This window comes from Microbacterium sp. JZ31 (assembly GCF_016805985.1).
Classification (GTDB): Bacteria; Actinomycetota; Actinomycetes; order Actinomycetales; family Microbacteriaceae; genus Microbacterium.
This window is the reverse complement of the sequence record NZ_CP017661.1, coordinates 24,724-45,496: the sequence shown is the minus strand read 5'-3', so window position 1 is coordinate 45,496 and position 20,773 is coordinate 24,724. Positions and strand designations below refer to the sequence as shown.

The 20,773-nt window shown below is 72.8% G+C and carries 14 protein-coding genes; 5 read left to right on the top strand and 9 right to left on the bottom strand.

Translation table 11 applies throughout. The features are described from left to right. The first annotated feature begins 51 nt into the window (after window positions 1–51). From BJP60_RS00195 to BJP60_RS00180, 4 genes are all read left to right on the top strand, one after another. Window positions 52–861 (top strand): methylenetetrahydrofolate reductase, encoded by an 810-nt coding sequence (locus tag BJP60_RS00195; RefSeq protein WP_238439670.1) that lies wholly within the window; start codon window positions 52–54, stop codon window positions 859–861. Then, entirely contained in the window at window positions 858–1,733 is an 876-nt protein-coding gene (gene purU, locus BJP60_RS00190) for a formyltetrahydrofolate deformylase (RefSeq protein WP_203136793.1), read from the top strand. The genes BJP60_RS00195 and purU overlap by 4 nt, the downstream gene beginning before the upstream one ends. A gap of 127 nt (window positions 1,734–1,860) precedes the next feature. Then, complete coding sequence (gene ligM / locus BJP60_RS00185) at window positions 1,861–3,270, top strand: vanillate/3-O-methylgallate O-demethylase (RefSeq protein ID WP_203136792.1); 1,410 nt, start codon at window positions 1,861–1,863, stop codon at window positions 3,268–3,270. 111 nt (window positions 3,271–3,381) lie between these two features. Further along, entirely contained in the window at window positions 3,382–3,990 is a 609-nt protein-coding gene (locus tag BJP60_RS00180) for a PadR family transcriptional regulator (protein WP_203136791.1), read from the top strand. Window positions 3,991–4,039: 49 nt separating this feature from the next. Here BJP60_RS00180 and BJP60_RS00175 read toward each other — a convergent pair whose 3' ends face one another. The 4 genes from BJP60_RS00175 to BJP60_RS00160 all read right to left on the bottom strand — a co-directional run bounded on the left by BJP60_RS00175 (window position 4,040) and on the right by BJP60_RS00160 (window position 10,547). Further along, the gene (locus BJP60_RS00175) at window positions 4,040–5,536 is read right to left on the bottom strand and encodes an HNH endonuclease signature motif containing protein (protein ID WP_203136790.1); all 1,497 of its coding nucleotides are present in this window, start codon (window positions 5,534–5,536) and stop codon (window positions 4,040–4,042) included. Window positions 5,537–5,698: 162 nt separating this feature from the next. Further along, window positions 5,699–6,310 (bottom strand): M23 family metallopeptidase, encoded by a 612-nt coding sequence (locus BJP60_RS00170; RefSeq protein WP_203136789.1) that lies wholly within the window; start codon window positions 6,308–6,310, stop codon window positions 5,699–5,701. Window positions 6,311–6,323: 13 nt separating this feature from the next. Further along, a complete protein-coding gene (locus BJP60_RS00165; RefSeq protein ID WP_238439470.1) occupies window positions 6,324–7,229 on the bottom strand; it encodes a serine hydrolase in 906 nt (301 codons plus the stop codon). Window positions 7,230–7,379: 150 nt separating this feature from the next. Then, window positions 7,380–10,547 (bottom strand): DEAD/DEAH box helicase, encoded by a 3,168-nt coding sequence (locus BJP60_RS00160; RefSeq protein ID WP_203136788.1) that lies wholly within the window; start codon window positions 10,545–10,547, stop codon window positions 7,380–7,382. Window positions 10,548–10,684: 137 nt separating this feature from the next. Between BJP60_RS00160 and BJP60_RS00155 the strand changes: the two genes are divergently transcribed. After that, window positions 10,685–11,146, top strand: coding sequence for a hypothetical protein (locus BJP60_RS00155; RefSeq protein WP_203136787.1), 462 nt, complete (start codon window positions 10,685–10,687; stop codon window positions 11,144–11,146). Between the two features lie 43 nt (window positions 11,147–11,189). Here BJP60_RS00155 and BJP60_RS00150 read toward each other — a convergent pair whose 3' ends face one another. The 5 genes from BJP60_RS00150 to BJP60_RS00130 form a co-directional block, all read right to left on the bottom strand. Continuing rightward, complete coding sequence (locus tag BJP60_RS00150) at window positions 11,190–12,359, bottom strand: DUF4232 domain-containing protein (RefSeq protein ID WP_203136785.1); 1,170 nt, start codon at window positions 12,357–12,359, stop codon at window positions 11,190–11,192. A 105-nt stretch (window positions 12,360–12,464) separates the two neighbouring features. Next, the gene (locus tag BJP60_RS00145; protein ID WP_203136784.1) at window positions 12,465–13,883 is read right to left on the bottom strand and encodes a glycoside hydrolase family 43 protein; all 1,419 of its coding nucleotides are present in this window, start codon (window positions 13,881–13,883) and stop codon (window positions 12,465–12,467) included. Continuing rightward, window positions 13,880–16,363, bottom strand: coding sequence for a glycoside hydrolase family 3 C-terminal domain-containing protein (locus tag BJP60_RS00140; protein WP_203136783.1), 2,484 nt, complete (start codon window positions 16,361–16,363; stop codon window positions 13,880–13,882). The genes BJP60_RS00145 and BJP60_RS00140 overlap by 4 nt, the downstream gene beginning before the upstream one ends. Continuing rightward, complete coding sequence (gene yicI / locus BJP60_RS00135) at window positions 16,360–18,714, bottom strand: alpha-xylosidase (RefSeq protein WP_203136782.1); 2,355 nt, start codon at window positions 18,712–18,714, stop codon at window positions 16,360–16,362. Before yicI ends, BJP60_RS00140 begins: the two co-directional genes overlap by 4 nt. Next, window positions 18,711–20,753, bottom strand: coding sequence for a beta-galactosidase (locus BJP60_RS00130; RefSeq protein WP_442923386.1), 2,043 nt, complete (start codon window positions 20,751–20,753; stop codon window positions 18,711–18,713). Before BJP60_RS00130 ends, yicI begins: the two co-directional genes overlap by 4 nt. Window positions 20,754–20,773: the final 20 nt, after the last annotated feature.

Here is a 20,773-nt window from a genome sequence, read left to right as displayed (position 1 = left end):
CCTGACTTCGGCTCGCCGCAGGCGCGGCTCGCCGCCGACTACTCGCTCGAGATGACCGGCAAGGACGTGCCGGGACTTCACGAGGCGCAGGACGTGATCCCGCCCGGCACGCGCGTCAACGTGACGTTCCTCGGCAACGAGGACCTCGAGATGCGCGTCGCCGCGGCCAAGGCCGTGAGGGACGCGGGCTTCATCCCGATCCCGCACATCTCCGCCCGCCGCCTGTCGTCGCAGGCGCAGCTCGAGGAGTTCCTCGACCGGCTCCAGCAGGTCGACGCGACGCAGCACGTGTTCGCGGTCGGCGGCGACCCCGCCACCCCGGAGGGCCCGTACGACAGCGCGTACGACGTGATCCGCTCGGGCGTGCTGCAGTCGTACGGCGTGCGCGAGGTGTCGATCTCGGGCTACCCCGAGGGCCACCCCGACATCGCGGCCGACGTGCTGTGGGACCACCTCGAGAAGAAGGCCGAGTCGCTGCGGGACCAGGGACTCGGTGCCGTCCTGCTCACGCAGTTCGCGTTCGACACGGATCCGGTCACGAGCTGGATCCGCGGCGTGCGCGAGCGCGGCATCGACGCGCCCATCCGCATCGGCACGCCCGGACCCGCGGGCATCAAGCGCCTGCTGAACTTCGCCCGCCGCTTCGGGGTCGGCGCGAACGCGATGATCGTCAAGAAGTACGGCTTCTCGCTCACGAACCTGCTCGGCACCGCAGGGCCCGACAAGTTCGTCACCGAGCTCGGCGACCTGCTGGCCGCGGACGAGCGGGTGGGCGAGGTCAAGCTGCACATGTACGCGTTCGGCGGCCTCCGGGCGACCGCCGAGTGGGCGCGCGACTATCAGCAGAGGGTCTCGGCATGAGCCTGCACAACCCCGCCCTGCTCGACCGCGCGTGCCTGATCGTGCACGGCCCCGATCAGCCCGGCATCGTCGCGGCGATCGCGGCGCTGATCACGCGCAACAAGGGCAACATCGTCTCGCTCGACCAGTACTCGTCCGATCCCGTCGGGGGCGACTTCTTCCAGCGCGTGGTCTTCCACCGGCCGGATCTCGTCGCCGCGATGTCGGACCTCCACGCGGATCTCGCCGAGACGCTCGAGCCGTTCGGCATGGAGTGGACGCTCACGGATCAGTCGGTGCCGAAGCGGATGGCCATCCTCGCGTCCAAGAGCGACCACTGCCTGCTCGATCTGCTCTGGCGCCATCGCCGCGGCGAGCTGCCGGTCACGGTGCCGATGGTGATCTCGAACCACACCAACACGGCCGAGGACGTCCGGACGTTCGGGGTGCCGTTCTTCCACGTCGAGTCGCAGGCGGGGCCGGACAAGAGCGCGTCGGAGGCGCAGATCCTGAAGCTGCTCGACGGCAACGTCGACTTCGTCGTGCTCGCGCGCTACATGCAGGTGATCTCGGGCGACTTCCTCCAGAAGGTCGGGGTGCCGGTCATCAACATCCACCACTCCTTCCTGCCCGCCTTCATCGGCGCCGGGCCGTACCGCAAGGCGAAGGAGCGCGGCGTCAAGCTCATCGGCGCGACCGCGCACTACGTCACGGAGGAGCTCGACGAGGGCCCGATCATCGAGCAGGACGTCGTGCGCGTGACGCACGTCGACACCGCCGAGGACCTGCAGCGCCGCGGCGCCGACGTGGAGCGCGCCGTGCTCTCCCGCGCGGTCGCGTGGCACGCCGAGGACCGCGTCATCCGCCAGGGCAACCACACCATCGTCTTCTAGCCATCTAGACCCGCGCCTCGCCGCGCACCGGATCACCTCCGGTCGTTGAGCGAGGGAGCGAAGCGACCGAGTCGAAACGGTCGAGACAACCCAATACCACCACCCACCACAACAGAGAGGTTTCACCGTGGGACACAAGAACCTGCAGGAAGTCATCGACGCCGCCGGATCACCCGTCGAGCTGCTGCGCAACTCGCAGATCGGCTCGTACATCTACCCGGTCGTGCCGTCCGACTTCCAGAACTGGATCAAGGAGCAGCGCGCCTGGCGAGAGACGGCCGTCCTGTACGACCAGTCGCACCACATGGACAACCTGTTCCTGAAGGGATCCGACGCGATCAAGCTGATCAGCGACACCGCGATCAACTCGGTCGCGAACTTCCCGGTCGACAAGGCGAAGCAGTACGTGCCGACGAGCTCGACCGGCGGCGTGATCGGCGACGGCATCCTGTTCCGCGAGGCCGAGGACGAGTACGTGTACGTCGGCCGCGCGCCCGCCGCGAACTGGCTGCTGTTCCACGGCGAGACGGGCGGCTACCAGAACCTCGACATCGAGGTCGACCGCCGCTCCCCCTCGCGCCCGTACGGTGACGCGGTGCAGCGCAAGTACTACCGCTTCCAGATTCAGGGCCCGCGCGCTTGGGAGGTCATCGAGAAGCTCAACGGCGGTCCGGTGGAGCAGCTGAAGTTCTTCAACATGTCGACCATGCAGATCGCCGGCAAGACCGTGCGCACGCTGCGCCACGGCATGGCGGGCGCCCCGGGCCTCGAGATCTGGGGTCCGTACGCCGACCATCACGCGATCCGCGACGCGATCGTCGAGGCGGGCGCCGAGTTCGGTCTCGTCCCGGTGGGCTCGAGGGCCTACCCGTCGAACACGCTCGAATCGGGCTGGATCCCCTCGCCGCTGCCGGCGATCTACTCGGGCGAGGCGGAGCGCGCCTATCGTGAGTGGCTGCCGGCCGACAGCTACGAGGCGACCGGCACGCTCGCCGGCTCCTTCGTGTCGGACGACATCGCGGCCTACGAGCTCACGCCGTGGGAGCTCGGATACGGATCGTTCGTGAAGTTCGACCACGACTTCATCGGCCGCGACGCGCTCGAGAAGGTGGACCCGGCGACGCAGCGCAAGAAGGTCACGCTCGCCTGGAACGCCGAGGACCTCGGCAAGGTCTGGACGTCGCTGCTGGACGTCGACGGCCCGCAGTACAAGTTCTTCGACCTGCCGCTGGCGAACTACGGTTCGGCGAACTACGACAAGGTCGTGGACGCGGACGGCACGGTCGTCGGCTTCTCGATGTTCACGGGCTACAGCGCGAACGAGAAGCGCGGCCTGTCGCTCGGCACGGTCGCCGCGGAGGTGCCCGAGGGCACCGAGCTGAAGGTCGTGTGGGGCGAGCCGGACGGCGGATCCACCAAGGCCTCGGTCGAGCCGCACGAGCAGTTCGAGGTGCGCGTGGTCGTCAGCCCCGTGCCGTACTCGACCGTCGCGCGCCAGGAGTACCAGGGCGGCTGGCGCACGGGCTACAAGGCCTGACCCAGCGCGGGACGGGGTCCGGGCCGCGTCGGCCCGGGCCCCGTCGTGCAGAATCGGTGACTGTCGAAGGGATCCCAGGATGCGATGCATGAGCCAACGGAGTGAGCAGAGGTGAGCCTCCGCTACGCGCTCATGGCCCTGCTGCGCGTCGGGCCGCTGTCGGGCTACGACCTGCAGAAGCAGTTCCAGGTGTCCGTCGGTCACCTCTGGCATGCGCCGGACAGCCAGATCTACCCCGAGCTGCGCAAGATGGAGGGCGAGGGGCTCGTCGTCGGCGAGGACCAGCCCCGCGGCGAGCGCGGCACCCGCCGCGTCTACCACCTGACCGAGGACGGCGAGCGGGCGTACGTCGGCTGGATGGAGGAGCCGCTTGCGTACACGCGCGTGCGGGAGCCCGCGAGCCTGAAGGCCGCGTACCTGGAGGCCGCGTCGCCGCCCGCGGCGCGCGCGTTCTTCGAGGACCACGTGCGTCACTGGCGAGGCGAGCTCGAGCAGTGGGAGGCGGAGCTCGACCGCATCGACGCGCGCGCGAACCCGATGCTGCAGCGGCGCCTCGCGGTGACGGACGAGCGCGACCACGACCGCACGGTCGCCTTCAAGCGCCTGGGCTACGAGGGCCTCGTCGACCGCGCCCGCTCGGAGATCGCGTGGGCCGAGCGCGGCCTCACCCTGCTCGACGACCTGTACGGCCCGGCGGACGCCGGCCTCGGCCACGCCTGACCCGGGCCGGAACGGGGCGGCCTCTCGCCGCCGGACCCGCGGCCTGACTTCAGAGCCGCCCGGCACCGTTGCCGCATCGGGCATCGGTCGAGAGCCCCGCTCCCGGCGGGCCGACGGCTCCCATTCGCGCTGGCGCCACGGCTCGACCGGGCGGGTCCCAGCGCCAGCGCAGCGGCGACTTGGACCGCAGATCGTGCGGCGGCCCGTCGGGCGGGTGCAGCGTCAGCGGGCCCTTGCCCTCGCGCCGGATGCGGTGACCCCGGTGGTGCAGGTTCATGTGGTGGTAGCGGCACAGCAGCACACCACGGTCGATGTCGGTGCGGCCGCCGTGGGCCTTCCACTCGTCGATGTGATGCGCCTCGCAGTACGAGGCGGGCATCGTGCATCCGGGCCAGACGCACCCGCCGTCGCGGACCGCGAGCGCGAGGCGCTGCTTCGGGGTGAAGAGCCTCTGGTCGCGTCCGACGTCGAGCGGGTTGCCGCAGGCGTCGACGACGACCTCGACGGCGCCGCTGCCGCAGATCGCCTGCTCCACCGCGATCGTCGGCACGGCGTCGCCGCCGTCCTCGAGGTGACCCACCGGATCGTCCTTGACCACGACGATTCGGACGCCGGGCCGGCGGGCCCCGAACACCTTCTCTGCCTCCGTGGTCGCGCCGGCCGTCAGCACGTCGAGCACGAGGTCGTAGGCCAGCTGCTCGTTCGTGCGAGGGTCGTCGATCAGATGCTGCGCGGCGGCGGCCTCGTCCGGGTCGACGAACCGCGGCCCACCTCGACGTGGGCGCAGGGCGGCGTCGATCATCGCCTTCACCCACGCGGCGCCGTGGTCGTCGAAGCGGATGCGGGCATGCCGCACGCCCTGCTCGTCCGTCCACATCCGGAACGACCTGGCGTCGTGCCGCGCGAGATAGCGTGCTTCGGCGCCCGTCGGGTCGAGGCGGTCGCGGATCTGCCGGGCCGCGGCCGCGAGATCCTCCACGGTCCGCACCGCCACCTCGTCCAGCAGCTGCTCCGACGCGAGCCGCCACGCCTCGACCGCATCTGGGGTCGCTGCCTCCTCGCCGGGCTCGACCGGGGGCGCATCGAGCCCCCGCAGGATGGCATCCGCCTGCGCGGTGGTGATCCGTCCGTCCATCAGTGCCGCATCGACCACGGAATGCCACGGCGCCGCGATCACGGCCTCTTGGGCGCTGGGTTCCCCCGCCACCCGCGGAGACGTCCCCGCCTCGAGCAGCGCCTCCCCCAGTCGCACGCGCTTCGCCGCGTCGGCACGCGATGAGCCCGACAGCTCCTGCACCAGCGAGGCCGCGTTGCGGTGCCCGCGCGACTGCGCCAGGCCGCCATGACCCGACGCTCGATCGGACCGCGACGCGACCACGCCGGCGCCGATCGCGCTCATCCGCTCGCCGGCCTGCGTGAGCTGCGCCGCGAGCGCGAGGAACCGCACGACATCGTCATCCGCGAACCCGCTCACGTCTCGCACGGCAGCGAAGACGAACGCCGTGACGGCGTCGATCCGATGCTCGAGTTCGGTGAGGAGGTCCATGCCTCGAGCCAACCACCAACCACCGACATTCCAAGCCCGAAATCCCAGGCCAGCGGCTAAAACCGGAGATCTGTGGATAGGCGCACCGTTACTCGACGTGTGGACGAATGACCCGCGCGGCCGGCAGCACCGACACCTCGCAGGCCGCACCGTGACGGTGCCTCACACCTCGACGACATCCCCACCGCGAGGCAGCGCATCGCCGAACGTGATCGGCACGGCCCGCGCGCCCTCCGGCTCCCGGGAGTCCATCGCCTGCAGGTGCAGATGCGGCTCGGTGCTGTTGCCCGAGTTCCCGCACCGCCCGATCGCATCGCCCGGAACGACCCGCTGCCCGACGCGCACGTCGACACCGCCCTGCCGCAGGTGGCACAGGGCGACGACGATCCCGTCGCGCTCGATCAGCACGTGGTTGCCGGCGAGCGCGACCCATCCCGCCGCGATCCGACGGCGCTGAGTCAGGGCGTAGGCGATCGACGGGATGCCGCGGAACGCCGGATGATCGGGCTCGGCGTCGCGCGCGGCGATCACCACGCCGTCGACGGGCGACAGGATCGGACGCCCGAAGCCCGGGAACCGCTCGGGCGCCTCGGGCCTCACGAGGGAGGACGGCCTGATCGGCGCGGTGCGCGCGCCTGCCTCGACCGGGACGAAGTCGATCGCGTACGACGTGGCCAACAGCGTCGTGCCGTGGCTCGGCACCCGGTCGGCCGGACTGTTCTGCACCAGCCACCGCCCCGCGAACGGGTAGGCGAGGTCGAGCGCGCCGTCCACGTGGCCGGATCGGTCAGGTGGCGTACTCGAGCAGGTCACCGCCGAGCGCGTGAAAGGCGCTGTGCACGCGGTGCCGGTGCATCAGCGAGAGGTCGTCGAACGCGACGATCAGCGCGTAGGCGAACGCGCCGCGCCGCCCCGCGAGCACACCGGCATCCGCGCGGACGCCGCGCTCGCGCCCGGTCTTGGCGAAGTGCACGAGCCCGTGCCCGTCCGGCTCGTGCGAGAACGGATCGCCGCCGACCGCGGCGCCGACGAGGCCCACGTCCGTCACGGGGCTGAGCCAGCCGACGACGCGCTCGCTCACGGCGGGCGAGACCGCGGTGCCGCCCGCGAGGGACGCGAACAGCGCCGCGAACTCCCGCGCGGTGCCGAGGGCGATGTAGGGCGCGTCGTCCGGGCCGCGCTCGGAGCGGAACCCGTCCAGCAGCGCCGAGCGCGGCATCCCGAGCTCGACGATCCGCCGGGTCACGCTCTCGTGCCCGACCTGGTCGAGCAGGGCGTTCGTGGCGGCGGCGTCCCCGGCCGCGGCGGCGAGCACGGCGAGATCGACGATCGGCAGGGTCGGCGCGGCCATCGCGCGCCACAGGCCGGTCGGGGCGGGCGCCTCGGCCTCCGAACGATCGGCGAGCGTGTGAGGGTCGAGCGAGCCGTCCTCGATGCGCGCCGCGGTCTCCACGAGCAGGGGCACGACGCCGAGGCCCCCGATCGGCAGCGGCAGGTGGTCGTCGCCGGCGAGCACGACCTCGCCTCGGTCCAGGTCCGCCACGTGCACGGCGACGCGCGCCCCGGCGAGCGACAGTCCCTCGAGCGCATTCGTCGTCGAGCGGAACGTGCGCGTCTGCCGGCCGCGGCCACGCCGCATGCCGCGCCGCGTCGACTGCGGCACGTTCATCTCGCTGCGGGGATCTGCTCCCACGTCCGGTCCTTCTGTCGGTCCCCTGGTCTTTGTCCGCCGTCCATTCTGCGCCTTCCCGGGCGGCTCGCGCTGTCGCTCAGGCGACGAACTGATGAAGATGCGGCACACGTATCCCGGAGACCGGAATACCGAAAGCACGCCATCCGTCATTCAGGCGATCAAGCCCCGGAAATCGCTCGCGTCGAGCGATCCGATCGCCGCCGGATCATCGCCCGCCAGCACGTCCCGGAACAGGCGCGACTTCTTCTCCTGCATCGCGACGACCTTCGCCTCAATCGTGCCCTTCGAGATGAGGCGGTACACGACGACCGGGCGCGTCTGCCCGATCCGGTGCGCGCGGTCGGTCGCCTGCGCCTCGGCCGCGGGGTTCCACCACGGATCCAGCAGGATGCAGTAGTCGGCCTGCGTGAGATTGAGACCGAAGCCGCCCGCCTTGAGCGAGATGAAGAACACCGGCACGTCGCCCGACGTGAAGCGCTCGATCATCCGCTTCCGCGCGCCCATGGAGACGGATCCGTCCAGATAGGCGTAGGAGAGCCCGCGCCTGTCGGCGACGGCGGCCGCGCGGCCGAGGAACTGGGTGAACTGGCTGAACACCAGCACGCTGTGGCCGTCGGCCACGATCTCGTCGAGCAGCTCGCCGAGCTTCTCGAGCTTGGCCGACGGCGCGGTGCCGTCGCCGACCAGCTCGGGGTCGAGCGCCAGCAGGCGCAGCGTCGTGAGCGAGCGCAGGATCTCCATCCGGTTCGTGTCGACGTCGTCCAGCAGGCCGAGCACCTTCTGCCGCTCGCGCTGCAGCCGCATGGCGTAGGCGCGCTGATGCGCGGGGTGCAACTCGATCTCGAGCAGCTGCTCGGTCTTCTCCGGAAGGTCGGACGCGACCTCCTCCTTGGTTCGGCGCAGCATGAACGGCCGCAGGCGCCGGCGCAGCCGGTGCAGCCGCTCGCCGTTGCGCTCGCGCTCGATCGGCTTGCGGTACTGCTCGGTGAACGACCGCTCGCCGCCGAGCAGCCCGGGCGCCACGAGCGAGACGAGCGCCCACAGCTCGAGCAGGTTGTTCTCGAGCGGCGTGCCGGTGATGGCGAACTTGCTCGGCACGTCCAGCACACGCGCGCACCGATGCGTCTGCGCGCGGTGGTTCTTGATCTGCTGCGCCTCGTCGAGCACCAGCACGCGGAACCCCAGCGCCTGGTACTCGTCGAAGTCGAGGCGGAACAGCGCGTAGCTCGTCACGACGAGCCGCGCGTCGCCGACGGCCTCGGCCAGCGTGGTGCCGCGCTTGCCGCTCGTCTCGTCGATCGCCGCCGTGGTCAGCGCCGGCGCGAAGCGGGCGGCCTCCGACACCCAGTTCGACACCACGCTCGTCGGGGCGACGACGAGGTATCTGTCCTCGGGCGCCTCCTGCCGCGCGCGCTCGAGCGCCGCCAGCACCTGCACGGTCTTCCCGAGGCCCATGTCGTCGGCGAGGATGCCGCCCAGCCGGTGCCGGATCAGGAAGTCCAGCCACGACAGGCCCGCGCGCTGGTAGTCGCGCAGCGTCGCGCGGAAGCCGTCCGGCACCTCGACCGGCGCGAGCCGATCGGCATCCGACAGCCCGCGCAGCTTCTCGAGCCACTCGTTCGTCTGCGCCTGCACGAGGCCGACGCCGACGATCTCCTCCCACAGATCGGTCTGCCAGCGGCTGATCCGCAGCGGGCCGGTCGGGCGATCCTGCAGTGCGCGGGCCTCGTCCAGCAGCTCCCGCAGCGGATCGAACTGCGTCTGGCTGAGCGTGAACACCGTGCCGCTGGGCAGCACCACGTAGCGGTCGCGCGCCACGAGCGCGGTCAGCAGCATGCCGAACGGCACCGCCTCGCCGCCCACCTCGACGCTCACCTCGAGGTCGAACCAGTCGTTGCCGTGCGGCGCCGTGGAGACGTGCACGACGGGCGGATCGGCCGCGAAGCGGTACTCGGGAAGCGCGTCGGTCTCGTCGATCCGCAGCCCGTCGATGCCGCGCAGCACCGGCAGCACCGCCGTGCGGAACTCGACCGTCTCGTCCCTCGTCAGCATCGCGGCGCCGAAGCCCGTGCCCTGCCGGGCGCCGAGCAGGTCACGCCGCTCCCCCGCCGCCGCCTCGGCCGCGTCGCCGATCGCGCGCTCCTCGGCGGGGATCCGGATGGCGCCGGCGTCCGGGTACTCCCAGCGCCAGGCGAGCGTCGCGCGCTGATCGGCCTGCGCGAGCGTCAGGACGAGCGTGGGCCGGGGCGGCGCGGGGATGTCGTACGCGACCGACCGCAGCGGCGCGATGCGGCGCAGCTTCGGCAGGTAGTCGCGCTCGAAGTCGGCGAGCGCCTCATCCGGGATCGTGAACGGCTCGCCCTGCATCAGCCGCGTGAAGGCCTCCGCCAGGGGCTCGCGCAGCGGCACGAGCTCGCGCACGCCCTCGTCGCCGGCGAGCGCCATCGCCGCGACGGGCGCGCCGACGGGCAGGATCCGCTCGCCCTGCGTCCGCAGATCGATCACGGGCTGGACGTGAAGGGCGTCGTCCCGCCGCTCGAGCGTCAGGTGGTGCGCGGCCGGTTCGGCGCGCAGGGCGACCTCGGGCTGCGCCTTCGTGTCCGCGACGAGCTGCACACCCGCGTCCCGCAGCTCGACGAGCACGTCCCACAGGCCGCGGCTGGGCAGCTCGTCGAGCCGGATCCACTGCGGCGCGCGATCGTAGGATCCCCAGCGACTGCGGTACGCCGGTCGCGCCGAAGCGCCCGATCCGGCCGACCCGGGGAAGTGCTCCCGCGCCTCGTACAGCGCCTCGAGCTCGCCGAGCGCGCGGCGCTGCTCGGCCGTGATGCCCTTGCCGTCGAGGTCGCGCCAGCCGATGCCGGTGCGCACCCACGTGCCGCGCGCGCCGCGCAGCGCGGGGCGGATCTGCACGCCCTCCCCGTCCGCGCCGACCAGGAGCGCCACGTCGGTCGGCTCGGCGTCGCCGCCGTCGTCGAGCGCGCGCTCAAGCGCACGCCGCCACGGCTCCACGAGGCCCGATCCGCGCGGCAGGTTCGTGCCCGAGGTCGCACCGTGCGCGACGAGATGCAGGATGGCCGCCGCGTGCACGCAGCCGTCCTTGCCGCACTCGTCGCAGTCGACGCTCACGCCCTCGCGGTCGTTCAGGTCGACGTAGATCGTCCACCGGCCGACGCGGCCCTCGTACGAGGTGGTGCCGCCGAGGTCGAAGCGCTCGACGATGCGGGCCACGCCCTGCTGGGCGAGGTGCGCGCCGTGGCGCACCATCCACACGGGCAGGATCCGCGGCAGGTCCGCGGGACTCAGCTCGAACGGCACCCCACGAGCCTAGGCGCGGCAGCGGACAGCGGACGCGGCCGAATCGCTCGACCCTCCCCCACCCGTTCGCGAGCGGAGCCGCCATGCCGGGGACAGGAGGCCGAAGGGAGGCTCCGGGCTGACGCTAGGGTGCGCTTATGATCGATCACCGCACCTCGAGGACGCGTCGCGGGTCGATGCCCGCGACCACGGTCGCCGCGATGGCCCTGACCGCGGCCGCCCTGCTCTCCGGCTGTGTCGCGGCTCACGAGACAGAGGAGGAAGCCGCCGACGTGGCGTGCCTCTACCCGACGTCCGACATCGCCGCCCTGATCGCGGAGAAGCCCCGATCGACGCCTCTCGACCCCGCGGGCATCGTCGCGGTCGACGGCGGTACGGGCGACGTCGCGACCGGCGAGGCCCCGGTCGTGGTGATGATGAGCTTCGGCACCGACCACGAGCAGGTCGGGCTCTGGGCGCTGAGCGAGCTCGAGCGCGACGCCGAGGTGTTCGCCGTCGATGAGGTCGCCAAGGAGGTCTCGCTCTGGTCCCCGTCCCCGAGCGCGGTTCCCTCACCGAGTGACGCAGCGCTGGAGCGGGCCCGGGCCTGCCTTCGGTGAGCGAACGGGCGCCGGCGCGTCGTCGAGCGGAGCCGTTGGCCGCTCACTCCCCGACGTACCAGGGCGTCAGGGTCATCTCACCGCCGTCGACGACGTCGAGCATCTCGGTCGCGGTCGTCCGCTGAGCGCCCGGCCACTGCGCCATGAGCACCGTGAGCTCGCTGAACCTTCCCGTCGGCGCTCGCCACACGAGATCGGCCCGCGCGCTGCCGCCGGGCTCGAGGGTCACGGCGTCCGGCCCGATCGACTCACCGACCGACGAGTGTTCCCGCGGCTCGATCAGCGGACGGATCGCATTGCCCTCCGGAGAGGCGAACGCAAGGTCGGGGAGGCCGTTCACGTCGCACGCCGCGGACGAGACGTTGCGCACCTCGAACGCGAGATAGCGCGTCCCCGTGGCGGCGTCCGAGCCGGCGATCGACACCACGACGTCGTCTTCCGAGCAGCGTCCCGGGAAGTCCGGAGCGGCGCTCGACGCGACCTCCGAGGGCGGATCGGTGGGAGCGGGCGGCGCGGACGGCTCCGTGGGCTCCGGCTGGGCCACCTCGGTGCTCGCAGACTGCGCCGCCCCACGCGTCGCCGCCGCGAGACATGTCGCGGCGACGGCAGCGGCGACCACCAGTCCCACGCACAGGATGAGCACGCCGCGAGCCCGCGGGCGCGGACTCGGCACCCCACTCAGTGCGACGGCGACGACGGCGGGGATCCAGCCCCAGAGCAGGCCCCATCGCGCCGCCTCCCACAGCGCGGGCACCGTGAAGGTCCGCAGGAAAGATCCGCCCGCACCACCGAAGCTCTCCGTCCAGAGCAGCCACTCCCCCAGCTGAGCGACGCCGGCGACGCCCACGCCGACGATCACGACGCCGCCCCACAGCACGAGCGCGCGAACCCACCGGCGGTGACTCGGCCGGATGCGGAGAACGAACACCGAGACTGCCGCGAGTGCGAATCCGACGGTGAAGAGCAGCGCGAGCCAGATCATCGCGGGCCACGGCGCGACGGTGTAGTCCGCGTGGGCGGGGATGATCGTCGGCACCCAGGGCTCGATCGCGTGCCAGACCTCGGGCGAACCGCGCCACGCCAGCGCGCGATGCAGAAGGTCGGCCGCGATGACGGCGAGAACACCCGCCACCGCGTACGCCATCCATCCGATCCGGGCGACGACCGATCGACGCTCTGTTCCGAGCGATTCAGCGTGCTCCTGCGTCTTCACGGCTGAAGTCTCGCACTCGATTCCCCGACGGATGGCAACGGGCACCGCGGCGCCGCGGCCCACCGATCGGCCGCGGACAGCGGACCCCGGCCGCGGCCTTCCGGCTCAGCGCGGCGCGAAGCGCACCTCCCGCACGCGCGCGGCGCCGCGCTCGACCCGGATGCCGAGCACGCGCCCCGTGAAGCCCGTCGCGACCTCCGTCGAGAGGTAGCGGCCGTCGATGCGTCCGAGCGCTCGGCGATCCGCCCCGACCGCCAGCACGAGGTCGTCCGGGCCCGCCGTCTCGGAGGGGACCGAGTCGATCCAGACGATGCCGTCCGGGTCATCCGCCTCGCCGAGCACGACGTCGACGCCGCCGACGGTCCAGGTCGCCGTCGCGCGCGAGCCGTCCCGCCGCACGCCCACGCGATGGCGGTCGTCCAGCCGCACCTCGACGTGCGCGACGGCGTCGGGCGTCTCGATCTCGACGCGCGCCTCCCAGGAGAGGGCCTCGACGCGCGCGTAGACGCCCGAGCCCTCGGCCGCCTCGACCTCCAGGCCGTCGGCGCCGGCGCGCGCGAAGCGCTCGGGCCACGCGCCGGGCGACACCCACCGCGGCCCGAGCGCGTCGAAACGGTCGACGAAGCCCGTCACGGGTGGCACCTCGGCGTCGGAGGGCCGGATGACGGGCCAGTCGTCCCGCCAGTCGACCTCGGCGAGGAACGTCTCGCGCCCGTTCACGTGGAAGCTCGGCGTGTAGCCGGCCGTGCGCACGCCGAGGTGGACGGCGGCCCAGCTGCCGTCCACCCGCTCGACGAGGTCGGCGTGCCCCACGTTCTGCACCGGGTGCTCGGTGCTGCGGTGCGTGTAGATCGGGTTGCTCGGCGGCGCCTCGAACGGGCCGCGCGGGTCGCGCGAGCGCACGGCCGAGATGCCGTGGCCCCGCTCGGTGCCGCCCTCGGCCGTGACGAGGTACCACCAGTCGCCGCGCCGGTACAGGTGCGGCCCCTCGGTGTGACCCATGTCGGGCGAGCCGCGCCAGATGACCCGCGGCTCGTCGAGCACGAGCCCCGCCAGCGGATCGATCGCGGCCTGCCAGATCGCCGATCCGCCGTCCGCCCAGCTGCAGTACGACACGAGGCACGTCCCGTCCTCGGTCCAGGCGAGGTCCGGATCGATGCCGTCCAGTCCGCGCAGGACGATCGCGTCCGACCACGGCCCCTCGGCGGCGGGCGCGTGGAACAGCCGCTGCCCGCCGCCGTCGCCCACGTCGGTGACGATCAGCCAGAACCGCCCGTCGTGGTGCCGCAGCGTCGGGGCGTAGATGCCGCCGCTCGCGCGCGACCGCGCCGCGGGGAACTGCGCGTCGCGCGTCAGGACGTGGCCGACGAGCGTCCACGTGACGAGGTCGCGCGAGTGCCGGATCGGCACCCCCGGCACGTACTCGAACGTCGAGTGGGCGAGGTAGTAGTCGTCGCCCACGCGGCACACGCTCGGGTCGGGATGGAAGCCCGGCACCACGGGGGCGAACTCCGCCGTCGTCATGCGTGCACGTCCAGCGTCGTCTCGACCGGGAGATCCTGGGAGGAGGGACCGGCGGCGATCCGGTACGAGCCCGGTCGCACGCGCAGCACGCCCTCGTGCAGCCAGTCCTGCGGCGAGCCGTCCAGCCGCACCGACGGGTCCCACGTCGCGAGGCGCTCGACCGCGAAGGGCAGCGCGACGTCGCGGGTCTCGCCCGGCTCCAGGCGCACGCGCTCGTAGGCGAGCAGCAGCCGACGCGGCGCGTCGTGGTCGGAGCGCAGCGCGTACACCTGCACGAGCTCCTCCGCGGCGCGCGATCCCGCGTTCCGCACGCGCACCCAAGCCTCGACGACGCGCTCGTCCGCGCGCGGCGTGAGCGCCGGGTGCCGATGCGTCGGATCGGGCGCCGGCGTGCGCTCGGCGGACAGCGTCACGTCCTCGTACGCGACGGTCGTGTACGTCAGCCCGTGTCCGAACGCGAACGCGTAGGGCTCGGGCTGGTGGCGATAGGTCGCCCGCTGACGCAGCGTGTCGTAGTCGAACAGATCGCCCGCCTGCTCGGGCGTCGCGGGCCACGACTGCGCGAGACGCCCGTACGGCTCGCGGTCGCCTGAGAGCACATCCGCGATGCCGCGGCCGAGCTCCTGGCCGCCGTGACTCGACCACACGACGGTCTCGGCGTCGACGCCCAGCACGTAGGGATAGCTCGACACGATCGTGAGGACGCTGCGGTCGTTCGCCGCGCGCACCGCGCGCCACAGGCCCGCGGCCGACTCGGGGAGCCGGATGTGCGGGCGGTCCTCGGTCTCGCGACCCGCGAGATGCGGGTCGTTGCCGACCGCGACGATCACGACGTCCGCCTCCGCCGCGGCCTCCGCCGCGGCATCGACACCCGTCCGCACGACCTCCACCGCGAACCGCTCGGCGGTCTCGGGCGTGACGGCGTCGGCGACGAGCAGGCCGACCTCGCGCAGCGCGCGCAGCCACCGTCCCGACCCGAGGTGCAGCAGTGACCACGTGCCGTCCTCGTGCTCGAGGCGGCGGAAGCTCTCCTGCGCGACCCAGCCGCCCACGCGCTCGGCGTCGGCGCGCATCGGGAACGCGCCGCCGGTCAGCAGCCGGCCGCTCGCGTGCGAGCGCAGCGTCAGGATGCCGTCGCCCCAGTCGGTCACGTCGAACAGCGCGTCCGGACCGGCCTCCTCCGCGTCGGCGACCACGACGGTTCCTTCCGCGTCGGAGCGCACGTACCGTCCCGCCCGCAGCGCGATCGTGTCGGCCCCCGTGACGACGTCCACCCGCGCGCCGGCGTAGCGCTCGGCGAGGCCCGCCGCGATGCCCACCGCGTACGGCGGCGTGCCGGCGTACCAGTCGGTCAGCACGGCGTCCGCGAGCGGCCCGATCACCGCGATGCGCTGCGGCGGCGAGAAGGGCAGCATCCCCGCGTCGTTGCGCAGCACGACGACCGACTTGGCCACCACGTCCCGCGCGAGCGCGCGGGACTCCGGCCGGTCGATCGCGTCGGCGCCGATCGCGGCGTACGGATCCTCCGTGCCGTCGAACTCTCCCGTGCGGATGCGCAGCTCGAGCAGGCGCAGCACCGCGCGGTCGACGTCATCCTCGGTGAGCAGCCCCTGCGCGAGCGCGTCGCGCACGGCGTCGATCGTCGGCTGCGAGTCGGCGTCGCCGTCCGTGAACGAGTCGAGCCCCGCGCGGATGAGCGCGGCCGTCGCCCGGACCCTGTCGGGCTGCGCCCGCTGCAGCGTCACGAGAAGCGTCGGGGCGTGCGCATCCGACACCACGGCGATCGACTCGTCGCTCCAGGACCGCGCCTCGGCGACGAGCTCGGGCTGCGTGTGCGCCGGGGCGCCGTTGACACGGTTGTACGCGAGCATCAGTCCGCCGCCGACGCCCTCCTCGATCGCGGGGCGGAACGCCGGCAGCTCCTCCTCGTGCAGCGTGCGCGGGGACAGCTCGGACGACGTCACGGAGCGATCCGTCTCGTTGCTGTAGCCGAGGAAGTGCTTGAGAGCCGGCACGGTGCGCCACACCCGCGGATCGCGTCCGCGCAGCCCGCGCGAGTACGCGGCGCCGAAGTGCCCCGTGAGGTGCGGATCCTCCGCGTACCCCTCCTCGTTACGTCCCCACGCCGGGTGCCGCAGCGTGTTGACGACGGGCGCCCACACGTTCAGGCTGACGGCCGGATCCGCCGCGCGCTTGGCGCGCACCTCGGTCGAGGCGACCGCGCCGACGGCCTCGATCGCCTCGGTGTCCCAGGTCGCGGCGAGGCCGACGGGCTGCGGGAACACCGTCGCGGTGCCGAGCCAGGCGACGCCGTGCAGCGCCTCGCACCCGGTCTGGAACCTCCCGACCCCGAGCCGCTCGATGGCGGGCGTCACCTGGTGCAGCATCGCGATGCGCTCGTCGAGCGTCAGGCGCCCGAGCAGGTCGCGCGCGCGTGCCGCGGGCGGCAGGTCGGTGCGGCGGTAGTCGACGATCTTCATGCGTGCTCCCCCGCGCGCTCCCGGGCGCCCTGCGCCACCGTGATCCGGATCTCCTCCGCGCCGTCGGCACGCGCGATCCGGTCGCCCGCGCGCAGCGCCCATCCGGCCCGCGCGTCCTCGCTCGACGCGATGATCTCCGCGCCCTCGCGGCGCACGCGGAACGTGGTCGGCGCCGCCCCGTCGAAGCCGGGCACCGTGGTGACGCCGTCGTGGCCGTCGGCCAGCTCGAAGCACGTCAGCGTGACGCCGTCGGCCCAGTCGTAGTCGGGCCGGTCGTCGCGCGCGCCGATCGGCAGGACCGTGCCGGGTCGCACGCGCAGCGGCACCGAGTCGAAGCCGTGCGTCTCCGCGAGCCAGCGGCGCCCGGCCGCGACCGAGCCGTCGAGCAGGGACGTCCAGTCGCCCTCGGGCAGGTAGTACTCGACCGCTCCCGTCTCGGTGAACACGGGCGCGACGAGCAGCGCGTCGCCGAGCATGTACTGCCCGTCGGCGTCGAAGCCGCTGCGGTCGCCGGGGAACTCCAGCACCATGGGCCGCATCATGGGCGTGCCCTCGTGCGCCTGCTCGGCCACCGCCGCGAGATACGGCATGAGCGTGAGCTTGAGCTTTGTGAACCGGCGCGCGACGTCGACGGCCTCTTCGTCGAACGCCCACGGCACCCGCACGGAGTCGGAGCCGTGCAGGCGCGAGTGCGACGACAGCAGGCCGAACGCGAGCCAGCGCTTGAACACGGCGGGGTCGGGGGTCCCCTCGAAGCCGCCGATGTCGTGGCTCCAGTACCCGAAGCCGGACAGCGCGAGCGACAGGCCGCCGCGCAGCGACTCGGCCATGGACGCGAACGTCGAGTCGCAGTCGCCGCCCCAGTGCACGGGGAACTGCTGACACCCCGCCGTCGCCGAACGCGCGAAGAGCACGGCCTCGCCCGCGCCGCGGTGCTTCTCGAGCGCGCGGAACACGGCCGCGTTGTACAGCCGCGGGTAGTAGTTGTGCATGCGCACCGGATCCGAGCCGTCGTGCCACGCGACGCCCTCGGCCGGGATCCGCTCGCCGAAGTCGGTCTTGAAGGTGTCGACGCCCTGGTCCATCAGCCGGGCGAGGTGCTCGACGTACCACTCGGTCGCCTCGGGGTTGGTGAAGTCGACGAGGCCCATGCCCGCCTGCCACATGTCCCACTGCCAGACGCCGCCGTCCGTGCGCCGGAGCAGGTAGCCCTTCTCCGCCGCCTCCGCGAACAGCGCCGAGCGCTGGGCGATGTACGGGTTGATCCACGCCGACACGTGCAGGCCGCGCTCGTGCAGCCGCGACAGCTGGCCCGCCGGGTCCGGGAACGCGCGCTCGTCCCACGTGAAGTCGGTCCACTGGTACTCGCGCATCCAGAAGCAGTCGAAGTGGAACACGCTGAGCGGGATGTCGCGCTCCGCCATCCCGTCGACGAACTCGTTCACGGTCGCCTCGTCGTAGCTCGCGGTGAACGACGTCGTGAGCCACAGTCCGAACGACCATGCCGGCACGCGCGCCGGCCGCCCCGTCAGCGCGGTGTAGCGCCGCAGCACGTCCTTCGGGGTCGGGCCCGCGATCACGTAGTAGTCGAGCGTCTCCCCCTCGGTCGAGAACTGCACGCGCGAGTTGACCTCGGAGCCGACCTCGAACGACACGTTCGAGGGATCGTCGACGAACACGCCGTAGCCGCGGCTCGTCAGATAGAACGGCACGCTCTTGTAGGCCTGCTCGCTCGACGTGCCGCCGTCCGCGTTCCACGACTCCACGACCTGGCCGTTCTTCACGAACGCGCCGAACCGCTCGCCCAGGCCGTAGACCCGCTCGCCCGGCTCGATCGAGAGCTGCTGGTGCACCCACGTCCGGGGGCCGCCCCCGCCGGATCCCGAGCGATCCGCGTCCGGCGATCCGGTCATGTGGCCGACCGAGCGCGGCAGGGACGTCGTCAGGACGGTGCTGCCGCCGTCGGCGTCGAGCTGCTCGAACGCGAACCGCCACGAGCCGCCGCGCTCGACGCGCACGCGCAGGTCTCCCGCCGTCAGCACGCCGGCCGCCTCGTCGACCGCGACCTGCGGGCGGAAGGACTCCTCGGCGAAGGTCGCGAAGTCGGGGCCGCGGTGCACGGCTCCGGCGTGGCGCTGCACGCGCACCCGGATCACGCCCTCACGCGGAGCCGAGAACGTCAGCGTCAGCATGGGGCGGTTGAGGGTGTCGCCGCGATGCCGGATGTGCGCCGTCGGCGCGTAGACCGTCATCGTGCCCGCCGCCTCGTCGACGCGGATGTCGTCGACGTCGACCGCGTACAGCGGCGTGATCCCCGGCCTCGTCAGCCAGTACCCATCGGTGAACTTCACGTCCTGCGCCTTTCGATCAGCACCATCGCCTCGCCCGGCGCGACCTTCGCGCGCCGGCTCGTCCTCTGCCCCGTCAGCAGGTCCTCCGACCCCTCGGGAACGTCCACATCGACCGCGCTCTCGCCGTGGTTCAGCAGGAACAGCGCGCCCCCGCGCCGCACCGCCTCCAGCCCCTCCGGCACGTGCGGCACGGCGCCGCTCACGCCCGCGAGCGCCTCGTCGAGCACCGTCGCGAGCACGTCCTCGGAAACGACCGCGCCGAGGTACCAGACGGCACCATGCCGCGTGACGGCGGGACGGCCGGCCAGGTCGCCCTCGGCGAACGTCGCGAGCACCTCGGCGCCGTCCGTCCGCAGCCGCTCGGCCAGGATCGTGGCTCGCGCGGTCGACGGGCCCGTCGGCTCGCCCGACGGGAGGGCGAGCGCGAGGCCGTCATCCGGCAGCCCGACCCACTCCTCCCCGCTCGCGCCGATCAGGTCGCGCAGCGGGACGGGCGAGCGGCCCGTGAGGATCGCACCGTGCGCGTCCGCGACGCCGCTGAACGGCCCGATCACGATGCGCGCGCCCGCCGCGGCCGCGCGCCGCAGCTCGTCGGCGGCGTCGTCCTCGATGACGTAGCTGTGCGGCACCAGCACGACCTCGTACCCGCTGAGGTCGGCGCCCGGCCGCACGATGTCGGTCGCGACGCCCCGTCGCCACAGCGCGCCGTGCCAGCGCTCCAGCTGCGCGATCGTGTCGTGCCGGGTGGTCGGCCGCGCGGGCTCGGACGCCGCCCACCAGCCCTGCCAGTCGAACAGCATCGCGACGCGGGCGTCCACGCGGCCGCCCACGACCGGCCGCAGCCGCGCGAGGTCGGCCCCCAGCCGCTCGACGCCGCGGAAGGCGTCGGTGTCGGCGCCCGCGTGCGGCAGCATCGCCGAGTGGAACCGCTCGGCGCCGGCCCGGGCCTGGCGCCACTGGAAGAAGCACACGCCGTCCGCCCCGCGCGCGACGGCCTGCAGCGAATCGAGCCGCATCCGGCCGGGCGACTTCGGAAGGTTGTGCGGGCGCCACGACACCGCGCTCGCGGCCTGCTCCATGAGCAGCCACGGACGCCCGTCGCCCAGCGAGCGCGCGAGGTCCTGCACCAGCGCGATCCGCTGCGGGGAGTCGGGCGCCGCGGGATCCGGATACTGGTCGTCGGCGATCACGTCGAGGTCCTCCGCCCACGACCAGGCGTCCACGAGGGGGAAGAAGCCCATCAGGTTGGTGGTGATCGGCTGCGTCGCGCCGGATCGCCGGATCGCGTCGCGCTGCTCGCGGAAGCACGCCCGCAGCTCGTCGGACGTGAAGCGATGGAAGTCGAGCGTCTGCGCGGGGTTCAGCAGATACGGCGCGCGCCGGGGCGGCAGGATGTCGTCGAAGTCGCGATACCCCTGCGACCACACGCGCGTGTCCCAGGCCTCGTTGAGCGCCGCGATGGATCCGTACCGCTCCCGCAGCCATCCGCGGAACGCGCGCGCCGCCTCGTCGCCGTAGTCGATCTGCCCGAACTCGTTGCCGACGTGCCACATCCGCACGGCGGGATGCGCGGCGTAGCGCTCGGCCAGGTCGGTCGCGATGCGCAGCGCGGCGTCGCGGTAGGCGCGCGCGGAGGGTGCGAACTGGTTGCGCGATCCGGCCGCCAGGCGCACGCCGTCGCGGTCGACCGGCAGCGTCTCGGGGTGCAGGATGCCGAGCCAGGGCGGCGGCGACGCGGTCGGCGTGGCGAGATCCACCGCGATGCCGTGCTCGTGCAGCAGGTCGAGCACCTCGTCGAGCCAGGCCCATTCGCGCGTGCCCGGCTCGGGCTCGAGCGTCGACCAGCTGAACACCCCGACCGTGACGAACGTCACGCCGGCGCGCCTCATCAGCGCGACGTCCTCGCGCCAGGTCTCGCGCGGCCACTGCTCGGGGTTGTAGTCGCCGCCGAACAGCACTCCGCGATCCGCGCACAGCCGCGCGAACCCTTCGCCCGCGGCGAGGCCTGCCATCCCCGGATCGGGGGCGCCGGTGATCACGTGTTCGACTCCATCGTCAA

What these genes read in the sequence shown, in the direction of transcription:
- purU (WP_203136793.1), top strand. Translation starts at nt 858, where the DNA reads ATGAGCCTGCACAACCCCGCCCTGCTCGACCGCGCGTGCCTGATCGTG.
- BJP60_RS00195 (WP_238439670.1), top strand. Translation starts at nt 52, where the DNA reads ATGACCGGCAAGGACGTGCCGGGACTTCACGAGGCGCAGGACGTGATC.
- BJP60_RS00140 (WP_203136783.1), bottom strand. Translation starts at nt 16,363, where the DNA reads ATGAAGATCGTCGACTACCGCCGCACCGACCTGCCGCCCGCGGCACGC.
- BJP60_RS00145 (WP_203136784.1), bottom strand. Translation starts at nt 13,883, where the DNA reads ATGACGACGGCGGAGTTCGCCCCCGTGGTGCCGGGCTTCCATCCCGAC.
- BJP60_RS00155 (WP_203136787.1), top strand. Translation starts at nt 10,685, where the DNA reads ATGATCGATCACCGCACCTCGAGGACGCGTCGCGGGTCGATGCCCGCG.
- BJP60_RS00175 (WP_203136790.1), bottom strand. Translation starts at nt 5,536, where the DNA reads ATGGACCTCCTCACCGAACTCGAGCATCGGATCGACGCCGTCACGGCG.